Annotated in this window: 25 protein-coding genes; 23 read left to right on the top strand and 2 right to left on the bottom strand. The window is 51.4% G+C overall.

Features of this window, described 5'->3' with window-relative positions; genetic code table 11:
- Positions 1 to 6 precede the first annotated feature (6 nt).
- The 23 genes from rfbF (at position 7) to BMZ32_RS01115 (ending at position 23,723) form a co-directional block, all read left to right on the top strand.
- On the top strand, positions 7 to 780 hold the full coding sequence (gene rfbF, locus BMZ32_RS01225; protein ID WP_090238440.1) for a glucose-1-phosphate cytidylyltransferase: 774 nt from the start codon (positions 7 to 9) through the stop codon (positions 778 to 780).
- Between the two features lie 2 nt (positions 781 to 782).
- The gene (gene rfbG / locus BMZ32_RS01220; RefSeq protein WP_090238437.1) at positions 783 to 1,868 is read left to right on the top strand and encodes a CDP-glucose 4,6-dehydratase; all 1,086 of its coding nucleotides are present in this window, start codon (positions 783 to 785) and stop codon (positions 1,866 to 1,868) included.
- A 25-nt stretch (positions 1,869 to 1,893) separates the two neighbouring features.
- A complete protein-coding gene (gene rfbH / locus BMZ32_RS01215; protein ID WP_090238434.1) occupies positions 1,894 to 3,207 on the top strand; it encodes a lipopolysaccharide biosynthesis protein RfbH in 1,314 nt (437 codons plus the stop codon).
- A 2-nt stretch (positions 3,208 to 3,209) separates the two neighbouring features.
- Positions 3,210 to 4,085 (top strand): NAD-dependent epimerase/dehydratase family protein, encoded by an 876-nt coding sequence (locus BMZ32_RS01210; protein ID WP_090238431.1) that lies wholly within the window; start codon positions 3,210 to 3,212, stop codon positions 4,083 to 4,085.
- Entirely contained in the window at positions 4,082 to 5,104 is a 1,023-nt protein-coding gene (locus tag BMZ32_RS01205; RefSeq protein ID WP_090238428.1) for a GDP-mannose 4,6-dehydratase, read from the top strand. The genes BMZ32_RS01210 and BMZ32_RS01205 overlap by 4 nt, the downstream gene beginning before the upstream one ends.
- Positions 5,097 to 6,404, top strand: coding sequence for an oligosaccharide flippase family protein (locus BMZ32_RS01200; protein WP_090238425.1), 1,308 nt, complete (start codon positions 5,097 to 5,099; stop codon positions 6,402 to 6,404). Before BMZ32_RS01205 ends, BMZ32_RS01200 begins: the two co-directional genes overlap by 8 nt.
- A 5-nt stretch (positions 6,405 to 6,409) precedes the next feature.
- Positions 6,410 to 7,348 carry a glycosyltransferase family 2 protein gene (locus BMZ32_RS01195; RefSeq protein WP_244153906.1) on the top strand — a complete coding sequence of 313 codons (939 nt, stop codon included), beginning with the start codon at positions 6,410 to 6,412 and terminating at the stop codon, positions 7,346 to 7,348.
- 119 nt (positions 7,349 to 7,467) lie between these two features.
- Positions 7,468 to 8,214 (top strand): glycosyltransferase family 2 protein, encoded by a 747-nt coding sequence (locus BMZ32_RS01190; RefSeq protein WP_167376704.1) that lies wholly within the window; start codon positions 7,468 to 7,470, stop codon positions 8,212 to 8,214.
- A 1-nt stretch (position 8,215) separates the two neighbouring features.
- The gene (locus BMZ32_RS01185) at positions 8,216 to 9,241 is read left to right on the top strand and encodes an EpsG family protein (RefSeq protein WP_090238417.1); all 1,026 of its coding nucleotides are present in this window, start codon (positions 8,216 to 8,218) and stop codon (positions 9,239 to 9,241) included.
- An 85-nt stretch (positions 9,242 to 9,326) separates the two neighbouring features.
- The gene (locus BMZ32_RS01180) at positions 9,327 to 10,559 is read left to right on the top strand and encodes a glycosyltransferase (RefSeq protein ID WP_090238415.1); all 1,233 of its coding nucleotides are present in this window, start codon (positions 9,327 to 9,329) and stop codon (positions 10,557 to 10,559) included.
- Entirely contained in the window at positions 10,556 to 11,677 is a 1,122-nt protein-coding gene (gmd, locus tag BMZ32_RS01175) for a GDP-mannose 4,6-dehydratase (protein WP_090238412.1), read from the top strand. Before BMZ32_RS01180 ends, gmd begins: the two co-directional genes overlap by 4 nt.
- A gap of 2 nt (positions 11,678 to 11,679) precedes the next feature.
- Entirely contained in the window at positions 11,680 to 12,657 is a 978-nt protein-coding gene (gene fcl / locus BMZ32_RS01170) for a GDP-L-fucose synthase (protein ID WP_090238409.1), read from the top strand.
- A 64-nt stretch (positions 12,658 to 12,721) separates the two neighbouring features.
- A complete protein-coding gene (locus BMZ32_RS01165; protein WP_425272850.1) occupies positions 12,722 to 13,252 on the top strand; it encodes a GDP-mannose mannosyl hydrolase in 531 nt (176 codons plus the stop codon).
- A gap of 22 nt (positions 13,253 to 13,274) precedes the next feature.
- Positions 13,275 to 14,699, top strand: a complete 1,425-nt coding sequence (locus tag BMZ32_RS01160; RefSeq protein ID WP_090238406.1) for a mannose-1-phosphate guanylyltransferase/mannose-6-phosphate isomerase — start codon at positions 13,275 to 13,277, stop codon at positions 14,697 to 14,699.
- A complete protein-coding gene (locus BMZ32_RS01155) occupies positions 14,696 to 15,466 on the top strand; it encodes a glycosyltransferase family 2 protein (RefSeq protein ID WP_090238403.1) in 771 nt (256 codons plus the stop codon). Before BMZ32_RS01160 ends, BMZ32_RS01155 begins: the two co-directional genes overlap by 4 nt.
- Positions 15,463 to 16,425 (top strand): UDP-glucose 4-epimerase family protein, encoded by a 963-nt coding sequence (locus BMZ32_RS01150; RefSeq protein ID WP_090238400.1) that lies wholly within the window; start codon positions 15,463 to 15,465, stop codon positions 16,423 to 16,425. The genes BMZ32_RS01155 and BMZ32_RS01150 overlap by 4 nt, the downstream gene beginning before the upstream one ends.
- Positions 16,422 to 17,444, top strand: coding sequence for an MraY family glycosyltransferase (locus BMZ32_RS01145; protein ID WP_090238397.1), 1,023 nt, complete (start codon positions 16,422 to 16,424; stop codon positions 17,442 to 17,444). Before BMZ32_RS01150 ends, BMZ32_RS01145 begins: the two co-directional genes overlap by 4 nt.
- Entirely contained in the window at positions 17,416 to 17,970 is a 555-nt protein-coding gene (locus tag BMZ32_RS19535) for an acetyltransferase (protein ID WP_244153905.1), read from the top strand. The genes BMZ32_RS01145 and BMZ32_RS19535 overlap by 29 nt, the downstream gene beginning before the upstream one ends.
- Positions 17,971 to 18,269: 299 nt before the next feature.
- Positions 18,270 to 20,276 carry a polysaccharide biosynthesis protein gene (locus BMZ32_RS01135; protein ID WP_090238395.1) on the top strand — a complete coding sequence of 669 codons (2,007 nt, stop codon included), beginning with the start codon at positions 18,270 to 18,272 and terminating at the stop codon, positions 20,274 to 20,276.
- A 302-nt stretch (positions 20,277 to 20,578) separates the two neighbouring features.
- Positions 20,579 to 20,902, top strand: coding sequence for a ComEA family DNA-binding protein (locus tag BMZ32_RS01130; RefSeq protein ID WP_090238392.1), 324 nt, complete (start codon positions 20,579 to 20,581; stop codon positions 20,900 to 20,902).
- A 197-nt stretch (positions 20,903 to 21,099) separates the two neighbouring features.
- Positions 21,100 to 21,906, top strand: a complete 807-nt coding sequence (locus BMZ32_RS01125) for an SDR family oxidoreductase (protein WP_090241475.1) — start codon at positions 21,100 to 21,102, stop codon at positions 21,904 to 21,906.
- A 115-nt stretch (positions 21,907 to 22,021) separates the two neighbouring features.
- On the top strand, positions 22,022 to 23,185 hold the full coding sequence (locus BMZ32_RS01120; RefSeq protein WP_090238389.1) for an MFS transporter: 1,164 nt from the start codon (positions 22,022 to 22,024) through the stop codon (positions 23,183 to 23,185).
- 109 nt (positions 23,186 to 23,294) lie between these two features.
- Positions 23,295 to 23,723 (top strand): hypothetical protein, encoded by a 429-nt coding sequence (locus BMZ32_RS01115; RefSeq protein WP_090238386.1) that lies wholly within the window; start codon positions 23,295 to 23,297, stop codon positions 23,721 to 23,723.
- A gap of 18 nt (positions 23,724 to 23,741) precedes the next feature.
- Here the strand turns inward: BMZ32_RS01115 and BMZ32_RS01110 are convergent, their stop codons facing one another.
- Entirely contained in the window at positions 23,742 to 23,981 is a 240-nt protein-coding gene (locus BMZ32_RS01110; RefSeq protein ID WP_090238383.1) for a YheU family protein, read from the bottom strand.
- Between the two features lie 69 nt (positions 23,982 to 24,050).
- Positions 24,051 to 26,792, bottom strand: coding sequence for a hybrid sensor histidine kinase/response regulator (locus BMZ32_RS01105; RefSeq protein ID WP_090238379.1), 2,742 nt, complete (start codon positions 26,790 to 26,792; stop codon positions 24,051 to 24,053).
- Positions 26,793 to 26,843: the final 51 nt, after the last annotated feature.

Here is a 26,843-nt window from a genome sequence, read left to right as displayed (position 1 = left end):
GAAACAATGAAAGCAGTAATTCTGGCCGGTGGCTTGGGTACGCGCCTGAGCGAAGAAACTAGCACCCGACCAAAGCCTATGGTCGATATTGGCGGTATGCCCATTCTTTGGCACATCATGAAAATGTACTCCGCGCACGGAATCAATGATTTCGTAATTTGTTGTGGGTACAAGGGTTACGTCATCAAGGAATACTTCGCCAACTACTTCCTGCATATGTCAGACGTAACGTTCAATATGCGCGACAACACCATGGAAGTGCATGACAAGCGCGCTGAGTCATGGAATGTAACCTTGGTTGATACCGGTGAAAATTCGATGACGGGCGGCCGCCTACGACGTGTAGCCGATTATGTAAAGCATGAAGAGGCCTTCTGCTTTACCTATGGTGATGGTGTCGGCGATATCGACATTACTGCCTCGTTGGCCTTCCATAAGCAACACGGCAAGGCTGCGACACTCACGGCAACTTATCCACCGGGTCGTTTTGGTGCTCTTGATATCCGTCAGGGTCAGGTACTCAATTTCAAGGAAAAACCCAAAGGCGACGGTGCCATGATTAACGGCGGTTTCTTCGTGTTAACGCCCAAGGTGCTCGATTACTTGGCCGATGACAGTACGGTCTGGGAGCAAGAGCCGCTAATGCAACTTGCTGAAGAAGGGCAACTAATGGCTTACGAGCATCATGGCTTCTGGCAGCCTATGGACACCCTGCGCGATAAAATTCATCTGGAAGAGCTTTGGCAAAGCGGAAAAGCACCCTGGAAAACGTGGGCATAAACATGAACTCCACCGTCACCCCAGCCTTCTGGCAAGGCAAAAAAGTTTTCCTCACCGGGCATACCGGCTTCAAAGGCAGCTGGCTATCGCTCTGGCTGCAGAGCATGGGGGCGGAAGTCAAAGGTTTCGCGTTGACGCCTCCGACCACCCCGGCTCTGTTCGATGAGGCTAAGGTGGGTCAAGGCATGCAGTCAGAGATTGGCGACGTGCGTGATCTGCAAGCGGTTACGCGCAGCATGACTGACTTTGGCCCGGACATACTCATCCATATGGCAGCCCAGCCCCTGGTACGTCTTTCCTACCGCGAGCCGGTAGAAACCTATGCCACCAACGTGATGGGGAGCTTGCATGTACTGGAAGCGGCGCGCCAATGCCCGAGCCTGCGCGCCATCGTCAACGTTACCACTGACAAGTGTTATGAAAACCGCGAATGGGAATGGGGTTATCGCGAAGACGAACCCATGGGCGGGCATGACCCTTACAGCAATAGCAAGGGCTGTGTTGAGCTGCTCACTGCATCCTACCGCAACTCCTTTTTCAACAGCACGCAAGGTGCCGCTTTAGCCTCCGCGCGCGCCGGAAATGTAATTGGCGGTGGTGATTGGGCCGAAGATCGCTTGATCCCTGATATCCTTCGCGCCTTTGAACAAGGCCAGCCAGTGATTATCCGTAACCCACAGGCAACGCGCCCCTGGCAGCATGTGCTGGAGCCCTTGAGTGGGTATTTGCTGTTAGCCGAACACCTCTACAACCATGGACAAGACTTCGCCCAGGGCTGGAATTTCGGGCCTAAGGAGGAAGATGCCCGCCCGGTCGACTGGATTCTCAACCATATGGTGGAAGCTTGGGGTGCAGGTGCCAGTTGGCAGTTAGATGAAGATCCTCAGCCGCACGAAGCCAACTTTCTGAAGCTTGATATCTCCAAGGCCCGCAGCCGTCTGTATTGGTCGCCCACTTGGAATCTGGAAACCACCCTGGCTCGAATCGTCAACTGGCACCGTGCCTGGTTGGGTGGTGAAGACATGCAGGCGCGATGCCTGGAAGAAATCAACGCTTATATGGCAGCCATGCCAACAAGCGGCAAATAACCCAATTTTGAAAGCAGGACACGTAATGACCCCCGATATGCTCCGTCAGGAAATCAGCAAGCTCGTCGAGCAGTACGCCAATCTCGCTCTCGCGCCCAAGCCATTTATTGCTGGCGAAAGCGTCATTCCGCCATCTGGCAAACTCATTGGCGCTCGCGAATTGCAGCTGATGGTCGAGGCCTCGCTGGATGGCTGGCTCACTACCGGCCGTTTCAATGCCGAGTTCGAGAAAAAACTGGCTGAGTACCTTGGCGTTAAATACCTGCTTTCAGTCAACTCCGGCTCCTCGGCCAACCTGGTGGCATTTAGTGCCCTGACTTCGCCCAAGCTAGGCGAGCGTGCGATCAAAAAAGGCGATGAAGTGATCGGCGTAGCCGCCGGCTTCCCCACCACGGTCAATCCCATCGTCCAGTTCGGTGCGATTCCGGTGTTCGTCGATGTCGACATGGCCACCCACAATATCGACGCGGATCTGATCGAAGCGGCTATCACCCCGAAGACCAAAGCCATCATGCTCGCCCATACCCTGGGCAACCCGTTCAACTTGGGTAAGGTCAAGGCACTGTGCGAGAAGTACAACCTGTGGCTGGTAGAGGATTGCTGCGATGCCCTCGGCGCCACCTATGATGGCAAACTGGTCGGTACCTTCGGTGATATCGCTACTCTCAGCTTCTACCCTGCGCATCACATCACCATGGGTGAAGGCGGCGCGGTATTTACCAACAATCCTCAACTTAAAGTGATTGCTGAGTCCTTTCGTGATTGGGGCCGTGACTGCTATTGCGCACCCGGTTGCGACAACACCTGCGGTGATCGTTTCGGCCAGCAATTCGGCAGCCTTCCGCAAGGCTATGATCACAAGTACGTTTATGCCCACTTAGGCTACAACCTGAAAATTACTGACATGCAGGCGGCATGTGGTCTAGCTCAGCTGGAGCGCGCACAGGACTTCATCGACACCCGTAAGCGCAACTTCAAGCTGCTCAAGGATCGTCTTGCCAGCTTAAGCGATTTCCTGGAAATCGCCGAAGCCACTCCCAATAGCGAACCGTCCTGGTTCGGTTTTCCGGTGACACTTAAAGAAAGCGCCGGGGTCAAGCGTGTCGATCTGCTCAAGTTCCTCGATCAGAACAAGATTGGTACCCGTCTGTTGTTCGCCGGCAACCTGACCCGTCAGCCTTATTTTCAGAATGTTGAATACCGCGTCGTCGGCGAGCTGACCAATACCGATCGCACCATGAACCAGACCTTCTGGTTGGGCGTCCAGCCGGCATTGGGTCAGGAACACTTCGACTTTGTCGGTGAAAAGCTGGAAGAGTTCTACGGGCTTAACTTTTAAGCATGAAGACCATATTGCTGACAGGTGCTACTGGGTTTCTTGGTAGCCACCTTCTGGAGGCCCTCCTTAAGGAGGGCTATTCAGTCGTGATTCTCAAGCGCTCGACGTCGCATACTTACCGAATTCAGCACTTACTGGATCGGTTAAAGACGTATGACATCGACAGGCTACCCTTGGAGCAGGCGTTCAAGGATCAGCGTATCGATGCGGTTATGCACACCGCCTGTTCTTATGGCCGCAACGGTCAGGACGCTCATGAGGTTGCTGAAACCAATCTGTTATTCGGCTTGCGACTGCTAGATGCTGCCACCGCGTTCAATATCAACACCTTTTTCAATACCGACACTTTACTTCCCAAGTATCTGAATGCGTACGCCTTGTCGAAGAACCAGTTTTGTGAGTGGTTACGACAGCGCAGTAATCAGGTACAGGTTGTCAATCTGAAACTCGAGCATATGTATGGCCCGAAAGATGATCAAACGAAGTTTGTACCTTGGTTGATAGGCCAGTTAGAACAGGGGGTAGAACGTATTCCGCTGACAGAAGGCCAGCAGCTACGCGACTTTATCTATATCGATGACGTTGTCGCGGCCTACATGCTCACGCTCGCCAAGGCTGTGCAGCTAGTTGAGTGGAACGAATTTGACGTAGGTACCGGTAAGCTGATTGCTGTGCGCGATTTTGTAACGGCCATTCATTCTGCCTTCAGCAAAAACCAAGGTATATGCAAGTCAGAACTGGGCTTCGGTGATATCCCTTTGCGCGAGGGTGAGATGATGACTGTGGAGTTAGATAATACAGCGTTAATTAATTTAGGCTGGTCCGCGCAGGTTAGCATAGAGCATGGTATTGCTAAAACAATAGGGACGCAGAAATGAAATATTTGGTGACGGGTGGCTGTGGATTCCTGGGTTCTAATATCTCTAGTGAGATCCTACGGTTAGGCCATGAATTAGTTATATTTGACAGTCTTTACCGTTTCGGAAGTTCACAAAATCTTGAGTGGCTAAAATCTCAAGGGGAATTTGAGTTTGCCCATGGTGACATACGTAATGTCAATGACGTAGAGCGCACCATCAAAGTACACAAGCCAGACATTATCTATCACTTGGCTGGCCAAGTTGCTATGACAACCTCTATTGCTGATCCTCGTATGGACTTTGAGGTTAATGCCAGCGGTAGCTTCAATCTTCTTAATGCTGTTCGTCTTTATTCTCCAGAAAGTACAGTAATATACTCATCAACTAACAAGGTCTACGGCGATCTTGAGCAGTTTAGTTACGAAGAAACAGGAACTCGCTATCAATGTATCGATAAACCACAAGGTTTTGATGAAAACGTGACCTTGGACTTCCATTCGCCATATGGCACATCAAAAGGGTGCGCAGACCAGTACATGCTAGACTTTGCTCGAATCTACGGTCTGAAAACTGTTGTGTTCAGGCATTCCTCTATGTTCGGCGGGCGACAGTTTGCTACCTTTGACCAAGGTTGGTTGGGTTGGTTTACACAAAAAGCCATTGAGATCAAGCGCGGTACCCAAAAAGAGCTGTTCACTATTTCCGGAAATGGAAAGCAAGTGCGCGATTTATTGTATGCCAGTGATTGCGTTGCGCTTTATCTGAGCGCAGCCGATAAAATTGACTCGATCAAGGGGCATGCTTTTAATATCGGTGGTGGAATAGATAATTCATCTTCACTGCTTGAGCTTTTTCAATTTTTGGAACAGAAGTTGGCTATTCATATGGAGTACAAAAAATTACCCCCTAGAGAAAGTGATCAACGGGTTTTTGTTGCAGACATTGCCAAAGCTCAAAAACTGATTGGCTGGAAGCCGCTAGTAAGCAAATCTGAAGGCGTGAGTAAAATGATCGACTGGGTGTCACAAGGTGACTGATACCCAAGAAACAAGGAGTTTTAATTATAAAAAGCAGCTTAAAGGTTCAGCAGTCTTCAAGCTCGGTGCTGTACTGGCTACTTTTTTAGCCATGCCGATTATGATTGACTACTTGGGGGCTGAGCTTTTTGGCGTATGGGCAACAATGCTGACTCTGTTGACTTGGGTGATGCTGTTTGATCTGGGTATTGGGAATGGGCTGAGGAATAAAATTACTGAAAGTTTAGCGAAAAAGCGCCCTGATACAGCCGCGGAGTATATCTCCACTGCATATGGGTTGGTCGGGCTGATATCGCTAATGATTTTTCTGGTTTTTTTAATAGGTAATGTATGGCTGCCATGGCAAAAAGTATTTAACACCACTTCGGTGCCAGAAAGGATACTTAGTGAGGCTGTCGTAACTCTCGGATTTTTCATTTTTTTAAATTTCTGGATAAGTCTTGTTAATCAGGTATACCAAGGGCTTCAAAAAACATCTGTTATGGTTTTTGGTCAGTTTCTTTCTAACGCTTTAGCGTTGATTTTTGTTTTTCTCCTTAGTGTATACACTAAAGGCACACTGATTTTTTTGATTTGGGCCTATGGACTATCCTTGATTTTAAGTAATAGCATCCTAACTATTTATTTATTTAGTGTGCACAAAGAGATTAGGCCAAAAATTATTCTGTTTGATTTTGGCAAAGTGCGTGCATTATTTTCATTGGGCATGAGATTTTTTATTATTCAGTTAGCAGTGCTTGTGATCTTCATGAGTGACAAGATTCTAATTACCCAGTTGCTTGGTCCGCAATATGTTACGTCGTATGAGGTGATTTTCAAACTATTTAGCGTGTTCACAGTTTTACATGCAGTGGTATTGGCACCATTATGGCCCGCATACTCAGATGCTCATGCTAAAGGTGATATGGACTGGATTCGTAAGCAGCTAAAAAAACAAATAAAATTTGCCTCGTTGATTTTTGTAATGGCAATTCTTCTTGCTTTAGTAGGCCCTCTGATTGTCAAGCTATGGATTGGTGAGGATGGCAGCGCTCCTCACTCACTTCACATGTTGTTCGCTTTTTTTATTATTGTTTCAGTGTGGAATAATGTATTTGCTTATTTTGTAAATGCAATAAATGAATTGAGCGTCCAGTTATGGTCGGCTATATTAGCTGGTTTGTTGAATATACCGCTGTCAATATTCTTGGTTAAGTATGTAGGGATGGGCGTGGGCGGAGTTGTTATGGCGACATTGTTGTCACTTTCGATTTACTCATTCATAGGTCCGTTACAAGTGCTGAAAATTATTAAGGAATGATTCGCGTGAATGATTTAGTTTCGATACTTATCCCCGTATACAATCGTGAAGAAATTATTGCCGAGACATTAGATTCTGCGCTGGCGCAGACATATAAAAATATTGAAGTGATTATTGTAGATAATGCCAGTACAGATGGTACTTGGGGGATTATTCAGCGGTATGCACTTAGTGACTCGCGCGTTAACGCTTTCCGTAATAATAGTAATGTAGGGCCTGTGAGAAATTGGTTAAGATGCCTTGAAGAGGCTAGTGGAAAATACGGTAAAATTTTATGGTCGGATGACCTTATTGCTCCAGAATTTTTGGAGAAAACCTTGCCTTTTCTTGACGATGATGACGTTGGTTTTGTTTTCACGGCAACCCGTATTTTTAGTTCCAATCGGGAGATTGGAGAGCTTTGTTATGCTATAGGCAACACAGGGTTATATAGTGGCGATAAATTTATAAGAGCCGATTTGCAAGGTGAAAATTATCCAGTCTCACCAGGGTGTGCGTTATTCAGAATGAAAGATTTGAGGGAAAATCTGATCTTGCAAGTTCCAAACTCTGTAGCCAGTGATTTTTCGATGCATGCAATCGGAAATGATTTGTTATTGTTTTTATTGGTTGCGCACAAGTACCCAAAGTTCGCGTTCTTTTCTGAGGTTTTATCGTTCTTCAGGGCTCATGAAGGCTCCATAAGTATAGCCTCTGAGGACTGCAAGCTGTCGCTGCACTATAACTTGGCTCGTTCTCATTTTGTGGAGTCCAAACGTCCTGATTTAATAATGAGGTTAAATGAAGTTTTGCATTTATACCTTCTGCGCCACCCAGGATCGGTGGCGTATGGCGTAAAAAATATCTCTGACTTTTATGTTGATAATAAAAACTTTAGGTTTTCATGGTTGAGCTTGTTGTTTTTTGGTTTTAAGAAAGCATTTAAAAAATATATGGTTTTGTAAGCATTCGGCAGCGCAGGTGTTTGTTTTGTGATTTTGTGTTTTACGTATTGAATGATTTTTAATTTTTTAGGTTTGATGTGCTTAGTGAGTTCCTTGGCTTTTAATTTAAAGAGGTGGGTGTGGTTAAGCCATTAGTTAGTGTTGTGACGGTGGTATTTAATGGTGTTGATTGTATTGAAGGTACGATAAAAAGTGTGTTAGAACAAAATTGTCCGGCCGGATGGATCGAGTATTTGGTTGTCGATGGCGGGAGCTCGGATGGCACACTGGGCGTGCTTGATAAGTATCCAGGGTTGAGATACATAAGTGCTTCTGACAAAGGAATTTATGATGCAATGAATAAAGGTATTGCCCTTTCTTCAGGTAAGTGGATTGTATTCATGAATGCTGGGGATATTTTTTACAGTAACAGTACTGTTAGAGACCTTTTTTCAGGAAATGATTTTGAAGGGGTTGATGTTGTATATGGCGATTGTGTTGTCGACTATGCAGGTGTATTGAAGTATCGCAAGGCGGGGCAGGTGGAAGATTTGTGGAAAGGCTCCCGCTTCTCACATCAAAGTGCATTTATTGAGTCAAGCCGCCATAAAAAAAATACTTACAATATAACTAATAGAATTGCTGGTGATTTTGAGTTTTTCTATAACCTGTATATTTCAGGCGGGACGTTTCATAAAGTAGATAACGCGCTAAGTATCGTTACGGCAGGAGGCCTTTCGGACGTTAAGAGAATAGATTCAATAGTTTCTCAGTGGAATGTCGTAAAGAAAAGCAATTTCGTTAATCTGATTTTTATTAAGATAATATGTTGGGAGCTTGTTAAGTCAGTTATTAAGAAAGTAGTACGTCGTAAGAAGGCGGTTTAATATGTATATGCTCGCGTGGTGGGCACTTTTTGTCTCTGCATTATATTCGCTTTATTCTAGGTCTAAAACGCTCTATGTGATTCTGGTTGGTTTTTTTATTTATGTGGCTGCTGTAGTGGCTCCCGAGACTTCAAGAGATGCAGCTGTTTATATCGATTATTATAATTCTGTCATTGCCGGAGTGCCTGTTGATGTTGAGTTTTCTTTTAAGTTAATTTGTTATGTAGCGGAGTATTTTTTTTCTTCTAGTGCTGGAATATTTTATATCTACGCCTTGATTTCAATTCCTGTTAAGGCTTTTGTTATTTGGAGGCTTTCGCCATACCCGTTATTATCATTGTTTGCGTATGCTTCTTATGCATATCTATTGTATGACTTTACTCAAATTCGCGCCGGCTTGGCTGCAAGTTTCGTTCTGCTGGCTTTTTATTTTTATGTTACAAATGCGGGTTACAAAGCCTCACTCGCGTTGGCCGCAGCAGTGTTTTTTCACTTCAGTGCCTTTGTGTTTGCATTTGCATTTGTATTGTTTGGTTTGGGTAATTTTTTGCTTGTCTCCTTTATTCTTTTCTCGCTGACTTTGCTAATGGCTTTGGTTAGCTTGCTCGCTCCTGGAGAGTTATTTGGTACTGTTAGCCTGTTAAGTTATTTAGATTTTACCGGAAAGGTTTCAATCTATTTGTCACTTCAAAGTGATGGAGTATTGGCTGATATATCTTTTGTAAGGCGTTTAGCTCCTGTCTTGTATTGTCTGCTACCGTTGATTTTTCATGTTTTTTATATTGGTAGAGATCGCTTGCTTTTATTATATATGGAAGTTCTGTGTATCGGGATGTTTGCGTTTTCTTTCTTTAGCGCACTGCCCGCTCTAGCTTATCGATTTTCGGATTATTTCTTTATTTTTTGTTGCTTATCCTTGGCTCATATCTGGCGTCTGTGGGGGCGTACCATTACCTTCATTTATACGACGGCATACTGTTGTGGGATGATGTATTACATGTTGTTTTATTTGGATTTTGCAGGTTGATTTTTTGGAGATCTCGATCTTTATTTAAAGTTCACCGTTTAATTATCTGGGTCCCGCATGAAGTATTTTTTGTATTGAGGTTTATATGAAGGTTATTTTTGTTAATGCATATAGCCAGAAAGGAGGTGCTGCCCGTGCAGCGCGTCGCTTGGCAGATGCATTGCTTTCTTATGATGACATGGACATCGAATATCTAAGTGTCTATCCAGTGGAGATGTCGCTTTTTTACAAATTGAGATATTTTTTTAGGGTTTTATATGATCGTATGCCTGGGGCCATGCGCGCTAAAAAGAAAATTATGTTTTCTTCGGGTGGTCTCAGCAATAGGAAAATAGTTTCCTATATTAACTCTAGTGGCGCAGATATTGTGCATTTCCATTGGGTGAGCGCGGGGGCATTGTCGTTAGATAATATTTTTGAAGTGAATAAACCGGTTTTTTGGAGTTTACATGACATGTGGCCATTGACTGGAGGGTGTCACTATAATAATGATTGTTCTGGGTTTTTAAATTCTTGTGGTAACTGTCCACAGTTGATTTCTAATAATCCAAAAGATATAAGCTTTGATCTTCTTTCACGTAAACTCAAGCACTATACGTCTGCTAAAAATATTTCCTTGCTCGGGGTAAGTAATTGGATTTCATCAGTCGCGAGTAAAAGTTTAGTCGCGACAGGTACGCCGGTTACTACGCTCCCTAATGCTATTGATACGGATGTTTTTTTTCCTGAGTCTAAAGAAATCTCTAGGGCGTTTTTAGGTCTTGATGCGACTAAAAAAATAATACTCTTTGGCGCTTTTGCTGCTACAAGTGATCCACGCAAGGGTTTTATTGAGCTCTGTAGTGCACTTAAAAGTTTGCCAGACTCCTTAGATTATCAATTAGTTGTGTTTGGCGCTGACAGCCTAGGGAGGGGGGTTGATACAGGTCGATCGGTCGTTTATTTAGGTCATATCTCAGATGATTCACGGCTACGTACAATTTATTCATCTGCCGATGTCATGGTTGTTCCTTCGAGGCAAGAAACATTTGGGCTGACTGCTGCAGAATCAATGGCCTGTGGTACACCGGTTGTTTGTTTTGCAGTTACGGGCCTTCTTGATATTGTTGATCATAAGGTAAATGGTTTTGCAGCAAGGCCATTTGATCCAGTCGATCTCGCATCGGGTATATGTTGGATCTTGGATAATTCTATTGATAAAATGCTTGCATTAGAGTCTCGTAATAAAATCGTAAGTTCGTTTAGCTATAAAGTAGTTGCTGATAAATGTATTGCCATTTATCAGCAGAAACTTAAATTAGATGGAGATATACTGTGATTAAACGTGCATTAATAACCGGCATTACCGGCCAAGACGGGTCGTACCTCGCAGAGTTCCTGCTTGAGAAAGGCTACGAAGTCCATGGCATCAAACGTCGTGCCTCGTCGTTTAATACTCAGCGAGTGGATCATATCTACCAAGATCCGCACGTTGATAACCAAAAGTTTGTTCTTCATTACGGCGACCTGACCGACTCCTCCAATCTCACTCGTATTATCCAGGAAGTGCAGCCGGACGAGGTGTATAACCTCGGTGCGCAATCCCATGTTGCAGTGAGTTTTGAGGCCCCGGAATATACCGCCGATGTGGATGCCATGGGCACCTTGCGTATTCTGGAGGCCATCCGTTTATTGGGCCTGGAAAAGAAAACTCGTTTCTACCAGGCGTCGACTTCCGAGCTGTATGGTCTAGTACAGGAAATCCCACAGAAAGAGACCACCCCATTCTATCCGCGCTCGCCTTATGCGGTAGCCAAACTTTATGCTTATTGGATTACTGTGAACTACCGTGAGGCCTACGGCATGTATGCCTGTAACGGCATTCTGTTCAACCATGAGTCGCCGCGACGGGGCGAGACATTTGTTACTCGCAAAATTACTCGCGCACTGGCCAATATTTCACAAGGGCTGGAAAAGTGTGTCTTTCTCGGCAACATGGATGCGTTGCGCGATTGGGGGCATGCCAAGGATTACGTGCGCATGCAGTGGATGATGCTGCAGCAGGAGACCCCGCAGGATTTCGTCATCGCCACTGGTGTGCAGTACTCGGTACGTGATTTCGTACGTTGGTCGGCCGCTGAGCTGGGTGTCACCTTGCGTTTCGAGGGGCAGGGTGTGGAGGAGGTCGGCATCGTCGAGCGTATTGAGGGCGACAACGCTCCAGCGCTGAAAGTCGGTGATACCATCGTCAGGGTTGATCCGCGTTACTTCCGCCCGGCGGAAGTGGAAACTTTGCTGGGCGACCCGACCAAGGCCAAAGAAACGCTCGGCTGGGTTCCGGAGATCACCGTTCAGGAGATGTGTGCGGAGATGGTTCGGGAAGATCTCAAGGTCGCCCAGCGTCATGCCTTGCTCAAGCAGCATGGCCATGATGTGCCAGTTGCGGTGGAGAACTGACAGTGGCGGGTGATCTGAACCAAACTATTTTCGTTGCCGGTCATCGCGGGATGGTTGGCTCCGCTATAGTCCGTCGCCTTAGGGGTTTGGGCTATAGCAATATACTCACTGCTGGCCGAGATGAACTGGACTTGCTGGATCAGCGCGCAGTGCGGGCTTTCTTCTCGACAAATCAAATCGCCCAGGTGTTTCTGGCTGCTGCCAAGGTAGGTGGGATTCATGCCAATAGCACTTACCCTGCTGATTTCATCTACGAAAATCTGATCATCGAGGCGAATATTATTCAGGAGGCGCATCAGGCCGGAGTGCAGAAGCTCCTGTTTCTCGGTTCTTCGTGTATTTACCCTAAGCAAGCCGAGCAGCCTATGAAAGAAGAGGCGCTCCTTACTGGTGCTCTCGAACCGACCAATGAGCCTTATGCCATTGCCAAAATTGCCGGGATCAAGCTGTGCGAAAGCTATAACCGCCAGCATGGCCGCGATTACCGCAGTGTGATGCCGACGAATCTCTATGGTCCCCATGACAATTTTCATCCAGAAAACAGCCATGTGATTCCGGCGTTGTTGCGCCGTTTTCATGAAGCGGTGCAGCGTGGTGATAAAGAGGTAGTGATCTGGGGCAGCGGCAAGCCGATGCGCGAGTTTCTGCACGTCGATGATATGGCTGCAGCCAGTATTCATGTGATGGAGTTGGATGCGGCAACTTATCAAGCCAATACCCAGTTGATGCTCTCGCATATCAATGTGGGAACCGGGGTGGATTGCACAATTCGTGAACTGGCGGAAACCATCGCCAAGGTCACCGGCTTCGCCGGGCGTCTAAGCTTCGATGCCAGCAAGCCCGATGGTACGCCGCGTAAGTTGATGGATGTGTCGCGTCTCAAGGCGCTGGGTTGGCAGGCAAGCATTGCTCTGGAAGACGGTCTGCGTGATGCCTATGGCTGGTATGTGGCGAATGAGCAACAGACGCGGGTGCTTTGAAAGGAGCTGTTATTAAGTAAAAGCTTCGTGCCTAGGGAGGGCACTCGCGAATGCGAGCATGGCCATGCCCGAGCTGAGTGGAACACTCCCCTTGCAGCAATCTATGTGCATCTTGGTACTTGCGATGTGGCTGACGCCTGAAACCTTTCGTACTGTTGTTGCGTCAACGCCTTTGGTGTCCATTGATCTGGTGGTGCAAAATGCGCGTGGACAAATCCTTTTGGGGCAGCGGCTTAACCGCCCGGCACAAGGCTTTTGGTTTGTGCCGGGCGGTCGCATTTTGAAGAATGAGTCGCTGGATGATGCATTCGTGCGTCTGACAAAGGTTGAGTTGGGGCAGTGCTATGAGCGTAACGAAGCCCGTTTTTTGGGTGTTTATGAGCATTTCTATGCCGACAGCATATTTGGTCAGGGACAAGGGGGCGCCGACACTCACTATGTTGTGTTGGGTTACCTTCTGGTTGTGGGTGATGAGCAGTTGGTAAGCCCGCCACAGGACCAGCACGGACAATATCGCTGGTGGGATATGAGTCACATGCTGGCCAGTGCTCAAGTACACCACAATACCCGCGCCTACTTACAAGTGTTGGGCTGAATTTAATTCATAGGATCTGACGATGTTTTTTCCAGTAATCATGGCGGGTGGCTCCGGCTCTCGGCTCTGGCCGCTTTCTCGGCAGCTGAATCCCAAGCAATTCCTGACCCTGGTAGATGCTGAACACTCTCTTCTGCAGGCCACTATTAAACGCCTAGAAGGCTTGGGGGCCAGCTTGCCGCTGCTGATTTGTAACGAGCAGCATCGCTTCCTTGCAGCCGAGCAGCTGCGGTTATTGGGAATGGACAACGCCAATATCCTGCTGGAGCCTGTAGGCCGGAACACCGCACCAGCGATTGCGCTTGCCGCTATTCAGGCTTGCGAGTCGACGGATGATCCTATCTTGCTGGTGCTGGCTGCAGATCATTTGATTCAGGACGTGGAGGCCTTTCATGCCAGCCTCCAAACAGCGTTGCCCCTGGCTGCAAACGGCAAACTAGTTACTTTCGGTATCGTGCCGACTCATGCTGAAACAGGCTATGGCTATCTTGAAAAAGGTGATGCGGTTGGTGATGGCGGTTTTCGGGTCAACCGTTTCGTCGAGAAGCCCGATCTAGAGACGGCTAATAAATACTTGGAATCAGGTAATTATTTCTGGAATAGCGGCATGTTCATGTTCCGCGCCAGTCGTTATTTACAGGAGCTTGAAAAGTTCAGCCCTGAAATTCTTGCTGCTTGCCGTGAGGCTCTGAGCAAAGGTGAGCAGGACTTGCACTTTACCCGTATAGACAACGCTGCATTCTCGGCTTGCCCGGAGGATTCTATTGACTACGCCGTGATGGAAAAAACCGCTGATGCCGTCATGGTTCCGTTGGATGCAGGCTGGAGCGATATAGGCTCTTGGTCCGCCCTGTGGGATGTAGACGTCAAAAATGCTGACGGTAATGTGCTTAAAGGCGACGTGATCTGCGAGCGTACTCAAGGTAGCTATGTGCATGCCGAGCATCGTCTAGTCGCGACTGTGGGGGTAAATGATCTGGTTATTGTCGAAACCAAGGATGCGGTGTTGGTTGCACACAAGGATCAAGTGCAGAACGTCAAGAAAATTGTCGAGCAGTTGAAAAACGACAAGCGCCACGAGTATGCCAACCATCGTGAAGTGTATCGTCCATGGGGTGTATACGACTCCATCGATCAAGGTGAGCGGTACCAAGTCAAGCGGATAACTGTAAAGCCAGGCGCTAAACTCTCGGTGCAAATGCATCATCATCGAGCAGAACATTGGATTGTGGTGAGCGGCGTGGCGAAAGTTACCAATGGCGATAAGACTTATTTAGTTACTGAAAACCAATCGACTTTTATTCCAATTGGGCAGGTGCATGCACTGGAGAATCCTGGGGTGATTCCGCTGGAACTTATAGAAGTTCAGTCTGGCTCGTACTTAGGTGAAGACGATATCGTTCGCTTCGAGGATCGCTATGGTCGGGTCGAGGTAATTAAGGAGTGAAGATTTCCATTGTTACGGTCGCCTACAACAGCGCGGCGACTATTCGCGACACCATCGAATCGGTCATACGCCAGACCCATCCTGAGATCGAATACATCGTTGTCGATGGCGCTTCGAAGGATGGCACCATGGCTATCGTCGAAGAGTACCGGAACCGTATCGCCAAGATCGTAAGTGAACCGGACAAGGGGCTCTACGACGCAATGAACAAGGGCATCGCTATGGCCACGGGCGATGTGATAGGCATACTGAATTCCGACGACTTCTTTGAAACCGATCACGCTCTGGCCACGGTCGCTCGAATATTCGAGTTGAACTCTGAGGCCCAGTTGGCGTTCGGCGACATTGTCTTCGTCAATGATGATGACCTGTCGACCGTTACTCGATACTACAGTGCCGCGCATTTCCGCCCTTGGAAGTTGCGTTTCGGCTGGATGCCGCCCCATCCGGCTACCTATGTTCGCCGACAAGCCTATGCGCATGTCGGTGAGTACTCGATGCAATACCGAATCTCAGCTGACTACGACATGTTTATTCGCCTGCTGTTGGTGTGCAAAATGCCGTGGGTGCGTATTGATGAGGTTTTGGTGCGGATGCGTGCCGGTGGCGTCAGCACTAGGGGTCTCCGCAGCAGCATCAGACTTAATACCGAGATCGTGCAGGCCTGTCGTCGCAATGGCATTTATACCAATATGCCCATGGTGCTAAGCAAGCTGCCGTTCAAGTTGCTGGAGTACATCAAGCGGCCAGGGAGTGCTGCGCATTGACTCGAGTTCTGCTGACCGGGGCTACCGGTTTCGTTGGCGCCGGCATTTTTTGCTATGCGTCGGGCCGCGATAACCTCGACTGGGTGGCGGCTGTGCGCCGTTTGATCGAGATTCCTTTGTGTGAGCGCGTGCATCCGGTGGGTGACCTTGGGGCTTCGACTGCCTGGGGCCAAGCTCTCGCAGGTGTCAACGTGGTCATTCATGCCGCGGCTCGCGTCCATGTGATGGTGGATGATGCCGTTGATGCCCTGGCGGAATTTCGCAAGGTCAATGTCGAGGGTACATTGAACCTTGCTCGTCAGGCGGCGGAGACGGGAGTACGTCGCTTTATCTTTATCAGCTCGATTAAGGTCAACGGTGAAGGTACCAGTGTGGGCGTGCCTTACCTTGCCGATGCTCAGCCGGCGCCAGCGGATCCGTATGGTATTTCTAAGATGGAAGCCGAGCAGAGTTTGCGCGCATTAGCGTCTGAAACTGGTATGGAGGTGGTGATTATCCGACCGGTGTTGGTTTATGGGCCGGGGGTAAAAGCTAATTTTCTGAGCATGATGCGCTGGTTGAACAAGGGTGTGCCGTTGCCTTTTGGTGCTATCCACAACCGCCGCAGCCTGGTTGCTCTGGACAACTTGGTCGATCTGATCGTGACCTGCATTGATCATCCCGCCGCCGCTAATCAGACCTTTCTGGTCAGCGATGATGAGGATCTTTCGACTACCGAGTTGTTGCGCCGAATGGGCACTGCCTTGGGCAAGCCTGCCCGACTTTTGCCGTTGCCGAGTCGACTGCTGGAGGTGGGGGCGGCGTCGATCGGCAAGCAGGCGCTCTCCCAACGATTGTGTGGCTCGCTGCAGGTCGATATCAGCAAAACACGTGAACTACTCAACTGGACACCGCCGGTGAGCGTCGATGACGCGTTGCGTAAAACGGCCAAGCACTTTCTGGAACAGCACGCAAAATGAGTATCTGGTTGTTATTGCCGGTGGTGGCCGGTGTTGCTCTTTTTTTGACTGGAGCGTTGCGCCGCTATGCTCTGGCCCGCAGCCTGATGGATATTCCCAATGCGCGTAGTTCGCACTCGGTGCCGACGCCGCGTGGTGGTGGGGTTGCTATCGTGGTCAGTTTTTTGTTGGCCTTACCGTTACTGGCGTGGATGAGCTTTATCGCTTGGCCGTTGGCTTGGGCGTTGCTGGGGACGGGAGCGGGGATTGCTGTACTGGGCTTTCTCGATGATCACGGGCATATCGCTGCGCGCTGGCGCTTGCTTGGGCATTTTGCCGCGGCTATCTGGGCGCTGTTCTGGCTGGGTGGTTTGCCGCCAGTGGTGATGCTCGGCTTCACCGTTGATCTGGGTTGGTTAGGCCATGTGCTGGCGGCGGTGTATCTGGTGTGGCTGCTCAACCTCTACAACTTTATGGACGGCATTGACGGTATTGCCAGTGTCGAGGCGATTTGTGTTTGTTTGGGTGGAGCCTTGTTGGGTATCGCTGGCTCAAGCCATTCTACGGATTTCGCTGCACCTTTGCTTTTGGCCTCAGCTGTTACGGGTTTTCTTTTTTGGAACTTTCCACCGGCACGAATCTTTATGGGCGATGCGGGTAGTGGGTTTCTAGGTATCACCCTGGGCGTGCTGTCGTTACAGGCGACTTGGGTCGCGCCGCAGTTTTTATGGAGTTGGTTGATCCTGCTTGGGGTGTTTATTGTCGATGCAACCTTCACCCTGCTACGTCGTCTGTTGCGGGGCGATAAGGTGTATGAGGCTCACCGCAGCCATGCTTACCAATACGCCTCACGCCAGTTTGGTCGGCATTTACCGGTTACGCTTGTCGTAAGCGGCATCAATGTTCTGTGGTTGTTGCCCATCGCGCTGTGGGTTGGCCTTGGCGGGATAGATGGTTTGCTAGGGTTGTTGATCGCTTATGTGCCGTTGTTGGGGCTGGCGGTGAAATACCATGCCGGTGAGTTGGAGAAGCAGGCATGAGCGAGCGGGTGTTAGTCATCATCGGCGCTGGTGGGCACGGCACAGCAAGGCAGTTGCAGAGGCCGCGCTGCTGAGTGGCGAATGGCAGAGGATTGCGTTTGTTGATGACCGCTGGCCTGAGCTGTGTGAGAGCTTTGGCTGGCCGGTTGTAACCAGTGTGGCAGGTTTGGCTGCGCTGAAGGTTGATGTAGCAGGAGCCATTGCCGCGGTTGGCAATAATGCAGTGCGTGAACAGTGCGTAAAGGCCATTTATGCTGCCGGGCTGCCTTTGGTAACGGTGGTGCATCCACGGGCTTGTGTAAGTGTCTCTGTTGTTATTGGCGCAGGTACGGCGATCATGGCGCTGGCGATGGTGGGTGTTGATGCAGTGATTGGTGAGGGCGCTATCGTCAATGCCAATGCCACAATTGATCACGATGCCAGCTTGGGTGCATTCGCCCACCTTGGCGTTGGTGTTCAGTTGGCCGGTGGAGTAGAGATTGCTGCCCGAGCCTGGCTGCAGGCTGGGTGTAGTGCAGGATATTAGTGGTGGTAGACGAAGGCGTGGTGTGTGCGCCCGGCACAGTATTGCGGGCTTATGTGGTCGTTGGTGTTTAGCTCGTGGCTCAGGGTGGTTGTGTGGCTGAATGCGGTGTTAGCTGCTGCTTATGATTTGGCGAATGTTGTACGCCATTGCAACTGAATCCGCTCTTTAAGGCAGCTAATTGCTTGGGGTTTTTAGGTGGCCGTGCATTCGCTACTGAGTTCTCCAACAATAGTTGTGATTGTTTAGCCACCAGGGGCTCCATCTCGCTGTGGTCATGCTCTAAGCATTGAGGAGTCATCGTGTTAAGACTTGCTGAAAATTTGCGTAGCCGTCTGGTGAGTTTGCCACGACGCCACAAACGGCTGATTCAGGTTGCCATGGATGTGGTGCTTGTCTGGAGTGCGCTTTGGTTGGCCTTTGTGGTGCGTTTGGGCGATAGCCGGGCCATCGAACCTTTTGCTGGGCATGCCTGGTTATTTGTGTTGGCGCCGGTCATCGCTATTCCGCTGTTTGTTCGCTTCGGTATGTACCGCGCCGTGATGCGTTATTTCGGTAACGATGCACTGCTGGCCATTGGCAAGGCCGTTACGCTGTCGGCGTTAGTACTGGCGCTGGCAGTTTATTGGTATCAGGGGGCACCCAAGCTCGTGCCGCGCTCGATGGTGCTCAATTACTGGTGGTTGAGCCTTGTATTGCTTGGTGGGCTGCGCTTGTTGATGCGCCAGTATTTTATGGGCGATTGGTTTACCGCCGAGCACCCCAGCAGGCTGCAAGGACGCGAGCGCGGTATGCCGAAAGTTGCTATTTATGGCGCTGGCGCGGCGGGCAACCAACTTAATGCGGCCTTGCGTCTTGGGCGTGCTATGCGCCCGGTGGCCTTTATTGATGATGATTCAAGTATTGCCAATCGCACTATTGCCGGGCTGCGGGTTTACACCTCCAAGCATATCCAGCAGATGATTGACGAAACGGGTACCAATGAAATTCTCTTGGCCATGCCGTCGGCTTCGCGCGGGCGGCGGCGGCAGATTCTTGAGGAGTTGGAGTGCTTTCCGCTGCATGTGCGCAGCATTCCCGGCTTTATGGATTTGGCCAGTGGCCGGGTCAAGGTCGAGGATGTTCAGGAAGTTGATATCGCCGATTTGCTGGGGCGCGATTCCGTCCCGCCGCAGCAGGTGTTGTTTGAACGCTGCATTCGTGGTCAGGTGGTGGCGGTCACTGGCGCTGGCGGCTCAATTGGCGCTGAGTTATGCCGGCAGATTATGCTTAACGAGCCCGCAACGCTGCTGTTGTTCGAGCACAGCGAGTTCAACCTTTACAGCATTCACAGCGAGTTGGAGGCGCGAATCAAGCGTGAGTCGTTGCCACTTTGCTTGGTGCCGATTCTGGGCTCGATTCGCAACGCCGATAGGCTGCTGGATGTGATGCAGACCTGGAAGGTGGACACCGTCTATCACGCGGCCGCCTATAAGCATGTGCCGATGGTGGAGCACAACATTGCCGAAGGCGTGCTGAATAACCTGCTCGGTACGCTGAACACCGCGCAGGCAGCGATCAGGGCAGGGGTGAGCAATTTTGTGTTGATCTCCACTGACAAAGCGGTACGCCCTACCAATGTTATGGGTAGTACAAAGCGCCTCGCCGAGATGGTGTTGCAGGCGCTTAGCCGTGAGGCTGCCCCCGTATTGTTCGACGATGACAAGGCGCTGCGTCAGTTAAATAAAACGCGCTTTACTATGGTGCGTTTTGGCAATGTGTTGGGCTCATCCGGCTCGGTGATTCCGCTGTTTCACGAGCAAATCCGCAAGGGCGGGCCGGTGACGGTCACGCACCCCAATATCACTCGCTACTTTATGACCATCCCCGAAGCGGCGCAGTTGGTGATCCAGGCCGGGGCCATGGGGGAAGGCGGCGATGTGTTTGTGTTGGACATGGGTGAGCCGGTGAAAATTGCTGAGCTGGCGGAAAAAATGATCCACCTCAGTGGCTTGAGCGTTCGGTCAGCAAAGAGCCTACAGGGCGATATTGCCATTGAGTTTTCCGGCTTGCGCCCTGGCGAGAAGCTTTACGAAGAGTTGCTGATCGGCGACAACGTCAGCCCGACTGAGCATCCAATGATCATGCGGGCCAATGAAGAACATCTGCCTTGGGAGGCGTTCAAGGTGCGTTTGAGTGAGTTGCTCGGAGCCGTTGAGCGCGATGACTATGATCGGGTGCGCCAGCTATTGCGCGAGACGGTGAGTGGCTACAAACCAGAAGGTGAAATTGTCGACTGGATTTATCAGCAGCGCCGAATAGAGCCATAAAGAAACGCTCACAGATACCTTTTGTTCAATTTGTAGGGACGGCCGTGGCCACGATTGATGACGGGTGCATCGTTGATTTTGGCGATGGAGGCTTACCTGAATTTCTTGGGCAAGCCCGCTCCTGCATATCGAGTTATGTGCCTGCCCCTGCAGCACGTGGATGCTGCTTCAAAGCGTCATGAGTCACAAAGGGAAAATTTTTGTCAGGGTAGTTTGACAGTTGTGTAACAGCGTCTAGTTTTGAGAAAGCGTGGAGCGGGATGTCCCACGCGCCTCGATAAAACTATTGAAAGGACGCACATATGCTTAACGCTAAACTCTCTTCTCTGTTGTTTGCCTTGCTGGCTTCTTTCTCGTTGATGGTATCAGCGGCGGAAGTGCCCAGCCCCTCTGGCGCAGAAGCACAGAGTGCTGAAGTTGCTGCAGTTACCACGGTTAATCTCAATACTGCCGATGCTGCCACGCTACAGCGTGAGTTGTTAGGCATTGGTGCGGTTAAAGCGCAAGCCATTGTTGCGTATCGTGATGAGCATGGCGACTTTGCCTCGGTGGATGAGTTGCTGGAAGTTAAAGGTATAGGCGAAGCAACCTTGGAAAAGAATCGCGGTAAGTTGAATGCCAACTGATGCGCTAAGTTGTTAGGGGAAAGAAAGCCGGTTATTTACCGGCTTTTTTATGCGTGTCACTTTTTTACTTTGGTTCTTTATCTACGGCCGTGAGTTGAGCTTAGGCTGCCTTATTCAGAGAAGTGATGGTGTGCAGGTTGGATAATTCCCCCGGCTACACTGGCCCCATCAACCACAGCAGCAAAGGCAGCTTTCCTATGCAAAATCGCATGATGATCACCGGCGCAGGTTCGGGTTTAGGGCGTGAGATTGCCCTGCGTTGGGCGCGTGAGGGTTGGCAGTTGGCGCTGTCGGATGTCAATGAACCGGGCCTCACAGAAACCCTGCAGATGGTTCGCGATGCAGGCGGTGATGGTTTCACCCAGCGCTGTGATGTGCGTGATTACAGCCAGTTAACGGCATTCGCCCAGGCTTGCGAAGAAAAGCTCGGCGGCATCGATGTCATCGTCAACAATGCAGGCGTTGCCTCGGGTGGCTTCTTCAGTGAGTTGTCGTTGGAGGATTGGGATTGGCAGATCGCGATCAACCTGATGGGCGTAGTCAAAGGCTGCAAGGCCTTCCTGCCGCTGCTGGAAAAGAGCAAAGGCAAGATCGTCAACATCGCCTCGATGGCGGCGTTGATGCAGGGGCCGGCTATGAGCAACTACAACGTGGCCAAGGCTGGCGTGGTGGCGTTGTCGGAAAGCCTGTTGATTGAGCTGAAGATGCACGAAGTTGGCGTCCATGTGGTGTGCCCCTCGTTCTTCCAGACCAATCTGCTGGACTCCTTCCGCGGTCCAACGCCGGCGATGAAGGCGCAGGTTGGCAAGCTGCTGGAAAGCTCGCCGATCAGTGCAGCGGATATTGCTGATTACATTTATCAAGAGATCGATAAAGGCGAGTTCATGATTCTGCCCCATGAGCAAGGTCGTATGGCTTGGGCGTTGAAAAAGCAGAATGCACAGTTGCTGTATGACGAAATGACCAAAATGGCCGACAAGATGCGCGCGCCACGGACTAAGTGATCATGCGCTGCTGATGTAACGGTTAGCTTTATCGCCGCTCGGGCTTGTTTGCGATGGGCTTGCGCTCTAAGGTTCGCGGTCATGCCGGCATGACCGCGAAATTGATGGATGTTCTGTGAAACCTTTCCCCCAGGGCTTGCTATTGCTGGCCCTCGTTCTGGCTGCAATAAATCTGCGGCCTGGCATTACCTCTTTGGCCCCGCTGATCGAGCGGATTGCCACTGAGTTGGCCTTGAGCCGCAGCCTGATCAGCCTGACCACTGCGCTACCTGTTTTGTGCATGGGCTTGTTAGCGCCTTTTGCGCCGCGTTTGGCGCTGCGGCTGGGGCTTGAGCGCACCATCGCTCTGTGTATGGCGCTGATTGCGCTGGCTTTGCTGCTGCGTGTAATGGCCCATGTCAGTGTGATTTTGATTGGCAGTGCGGTGCTCCTGGGCGCCGCTATTGCCGTCGCCGGGCCGTTGCTTTCGGGCTTTATCAAACGCCATTTTGCCGGGCGCATGGGCAGTGTGGTCGGTTGGTATTCCTTAAGTATGGCGATTGGCGGAGCAGGCGGTGCGGTGCTGACGGCGCCAGCTACGCAGTTACTGGGCGATGACTGGAGCCATGGTCTGGCTGTTTGGGCTTTACCAGCGTTAGTCGGGCTGTTGCTGTGGCTGTGCTTGCCTAATCGTATTGAGACCGACGGTGAGACGGCTGGAGGTTTGCCCTGGCGGCAGCCGCGTGCCTGGCTGATCAGTGCATTTTTCGCTCTGCAGGCCGGGTTGTTTTACGCCCTGGCCACCTGGGCGGTGGCGCGTTATCACGAAGCGGGGTTGAGTCTGATCCACAGCAACAGCCTATTCAGCGTGTCGATGTTGATGGGCTTGCCCAGTTCGTTCCTGTTGCCCTGGTTGGCACAGCGCTTCCAGAATCGCTATGCGTTGCTGATGGGCTGCGGCTTGTTGTCGTCGATCAGCCTGATGATGATCACCTTTCAGCCCACCGTGCTGCCCGAGTTGTGGGCGGTTACTGTCGGTTTCGGCCTGGGTGGCTCCTTTGCTCTGTCATTGGTGTTACCGCTGTATGAAGCGGCATCACCCATGGCGGTCAGCCGCTGGACCGCGATGATGCTGTGCATGGGCTACAGCCTGGCCTGTCTAACCCCAGTGTTGACCGGCCTGGCGCGCGATTTGGCCGGTAACTACCAGCTGCCATTTATGGTGCTGACGGCGCTGGCACTGGTGATGACGCTGCTGGCTTGGGTGTTGGGGCGTGGGCGAGTACGGGCGGCTGCATAACGTCAGTTGAGTGTCGATCTTCGCGGCAATAACGCTTATTTAGCCGCCGTTCCTTCCTTGGCCTTGGCGGCTGTGATAGAAGGCAGCCTTGATTTGCTGGAGTGCCTGCGTGGAGTCCGAATCCATTGTTTATGGTTGTATCCGTGACTGGCCGTCGGACAGTCCGGCGGAAAGCCGTTTGCGCCGTGAAATCAATCGGCAGGTGCTTGCCGACCTGCCAGTGGGTGATGCCTGGAGCTTGCTTGGCCGTGAGATGTTTGCTTTTAGCGAGCTGCCGGGCGATGGCGTGTATCAGACCCAGGTGATCCACTTCGGGGCCAGCTACCGTACCGTAGAGTACGAGTGGAGCCTGTGGATCAAGCAGTTCGAAGCCCTGCTCAAACGCCTGTACTGGGCCAGCGCGGTGGTGCACCTGGAAACCGAACTGAACGGTACGCACACGTTTCGCTGGGAATCAGACGACGGTTTTCACAGCCCGCAGGAAGGTGAGTTGCGCGTGCGCTGCGCGTGGGAGCGCGAGGGTGGTTTGCGCGGCTAATCCAAAGGTTTAACGCGACTATTGCTCTAGCGCATCCAGCCATTCTTTTGGCACATCGCGTTTCAACGCCAGCTGACATTGCTGGCTTTCAGCATCGAAAACAATCACTGCCTGGCCTTTGCTCAACGCATGGCGTACGCGTTCGATACGCGTGTGCAGCGGTGTTTCGTCGCCGTTGTCGGTGCCGTCGCGGGTGACGAAATCTTCGATCAGGCGGGTCAGGGTGTCAGCTTCGAGCAGGTCATAAGGAATCAGCACAGTTTGGTCTCCAGAACGCAGCGGCGATGCTAACGCGCGCAGGACTGCCTGGCCATGTTTGTGCTGTGTTTATCCCACTGGCTGCAGGTAGATTTCTAGGGTGTTGTAGAGCTTGTTGCTGTCCAGTGGTTTGCCGAGGAAGTCATTCATCCCGGATTCGACCCCGCGCTGGCGGTGCTCATCAAGGATGTGTGCGGTGAGGGCGATGATCGGCACTTCTGGCAGGTTGTATTGGCGCTCCAGACGGCGGATTTGCCGGGTGGCTTCGAAGCCATCCATCTCCGGCATTTCGCAGTCCATCAGGATCAACTGAGTGGCGCTTGGGTCGCGCTGGTATTCGTTAAGAGCTGCCAAGCCGTTGGTCACTAGGCGTACGTTGTAGCCGCGTTTCTTCAGAAAGCCCTGGACCACCAGTTGATTCACTGGGTTGTCTTCGGCCACCAGAATACATGGCGCTATACCGCTGTTGCAGTGGGGTTTGGCGGGCGCTTGCAACTCGTCAATGCGCGGTTCTTCATAGAGCTCTTGTAGCGCATTGCGCAGTGCATTGAGCGCCAGCGGCTGCGGCATACTCAGTAGGCGCAGGCCGGCGGCGCGGGGCAGTACTTGGCATTGCTCTGGGGCGCAAAGTATTAGTACGCGTTGCCCTGGTTGCAGCAGCGGGCGCAGCGAGTCCAGCCAATGCTGAGTGCTACCCGGCCAGGGCGTCATCACTATCAACAACGGCGGGGCGGTGAAGTCCTGCAGATAGCCAAGCAGCTTTTCAGGGTTCTGGCAGCGTTCGGTGCGCATCCCCCAGCGTCCTAGCAGGCGACTCACAGCGTCTAGACCGAGGCCGTCGAGTGAGGCGAGCAGGGCTGTACGACCCTTAAGCAATTCGTGCAGGGGGTCGAGGAACAGCGGGTCGCCGGCCTGCGGAATATCGAAGGCGAAGCGAGTGCCTTGACCAGGCGTGCTCTGCACCTCGATGCGGCCGCCCATCATTTCCACCAACTCCTTGCTAATCGACAGGCCCAGACCGCTGCCGCCGTAACGGCGGGTGGTGCTGGAGTCACCCTGGGCGAATGACTCGAACAACTGAGTCAGTGCTTGATCAGTGATGCCGATACCGCTATCACTGACAGCGAAGACCAGGTGCGGGTTGCCTTGGGAGTCATTACGCAGGCACACATTCAGCGCTACGTGGCCTTCGGCGGTGAATTTCAGGGCATTACTGAGCAGGTTCATCAGCACTTGCTTGAGGCGTGTCGGATCGCCTTGGATGCGCCGTGGTACGCCATTTTCCAGGCTGACGTAGAGGCGCAAGCGCTTCTCCAGCGCTTGCCCGGTGAATAAGCTGAGGGTGTCGGAAATCAACTCTTCCAGGTCGAACTCGATATGTTCCAGGCTGAGTTTGCCGGACTCGATTCGCGCGTAGTCAAGAATGTCGTTGATCACGGCCATCAGTGAACTGCCGGAGCTGGAAATGGTGTCGACATAGAAGCGCTGGCTGCGGTCCAGCGCGGTTTCCTTGAGCAGTTGCAGCATGCCCAGCACGCCGTTCAGTGGGGTGCGGATCTCGTGGCTCATCTTGGCCAGGAAGCGGCTCTTGGCCTGGTTTTCGATTTCTGCCTGCTCGGCGGCGCGGCGTGACTTGAAGCCTTCTTCCTTAAGCATATTGATGCGGTCTGCCAAGCCGATGGATAGGGTGATCAGCTCAATGGTTACGCCGATTTTTACCACCGTCGCGCCATACAGGCCAAACAGTTCGATACCGAGCGAGCCCGAAGTGGCGATGATGAACGAGGCCAGCAAGATGCCCCAGGCCAGTATGTAATAAGAGCCGTAGCGCAGCCCTTGGCGCCACACATACGTACCGCTAAGCAGCAGTACCAGCGACACTGCCAGTACGGTCAGGCTGGCCAGGATATTCCAGGCCTGCATGCCGATTAACGGCACCGACACCAGGCAGCCCCCCACCAGCATCATGAACAAACGTAGGCCAAGGTCCAGGCGTGGAAAGTATTGTGCGGTGTGCAGGAAGTGGCGACTGAACTGAGTAGCCGTTAGACAGTGGATATACATCAGCATGTAGATGCTCACCGACTGCAGGCCGACGTGCTCGGGTAACAGCTTGAACAGCATGCCGTCGAAGCTGGCGGCAAACAGGCCAATATTCAGGTTGTACACCAGGTACCAGAAATAGGCCGACTCGCGCAGCGAGAGAAACAGAAACAGGTTGTAGCAGAACATCGCAAACAGCACGCCGTAGAACGCACCGTTGATGCCCATGAGGTTTTCTTGGGCTGCGGCGCTGGCTTGGTAGGTGCTGAAGAGCAGCGGAATAAATATCGTGCTGGTGGTTTCGACGCGGACCAGCAGGGTGCTTTCGCCGGGTGCCAGCTCTAGCGGAAACCAAAAGTTGCGCACCTGCACCGGGCGCTGGGAGAAGGCATAGCGGTCACCGCTTTCCTGCATCTGCCACTGACCGTCGGTTGCGGCCATAAAAACTTGCAGGTGATCGAGCAGCGGGTAGTTAACTTCTAAATAGCCAGGCAGGTTATGGGTCAGGCGGTTGTCCAGCCGAACCTTGAACCACCAGACCGAAGCATTCTTGCCGAGGTTGGCGTGCGGGCCCTGCACCGGGGTAAAGCGCTCATCGGCCAGTGCGCTCACTTGTGCGATGCTCAGTTCGCCCCGAGGGTCTTCCAGGTAAGCCATGGAAGGCCCCAATGGCAGGCGTATGTCGCGGCTATCAAGCGTTGCAGGTAGCAGCGCCCACGCCGGACCACAGAGCCAGAGCAACATCACCGCTAGCCATATCCGCGGCATTCATCGACCTCATTATTATTATCTGAGGCCTGATCCGGCCCCGCGTCATGC

It is taken from the genome of Pseudomonas guineae, assembly GCF_900113745.1.
GTDB lineage: Bacteria > Pseudomonadota > Gammaproteobacteria > Pseudomonadales > Pseudomonadaceae > Aquipseudomonas > Aquipseudomonas guineae.
This window is presented reverse-complemented; position numbering and strand designations above follow the sequence as displayed.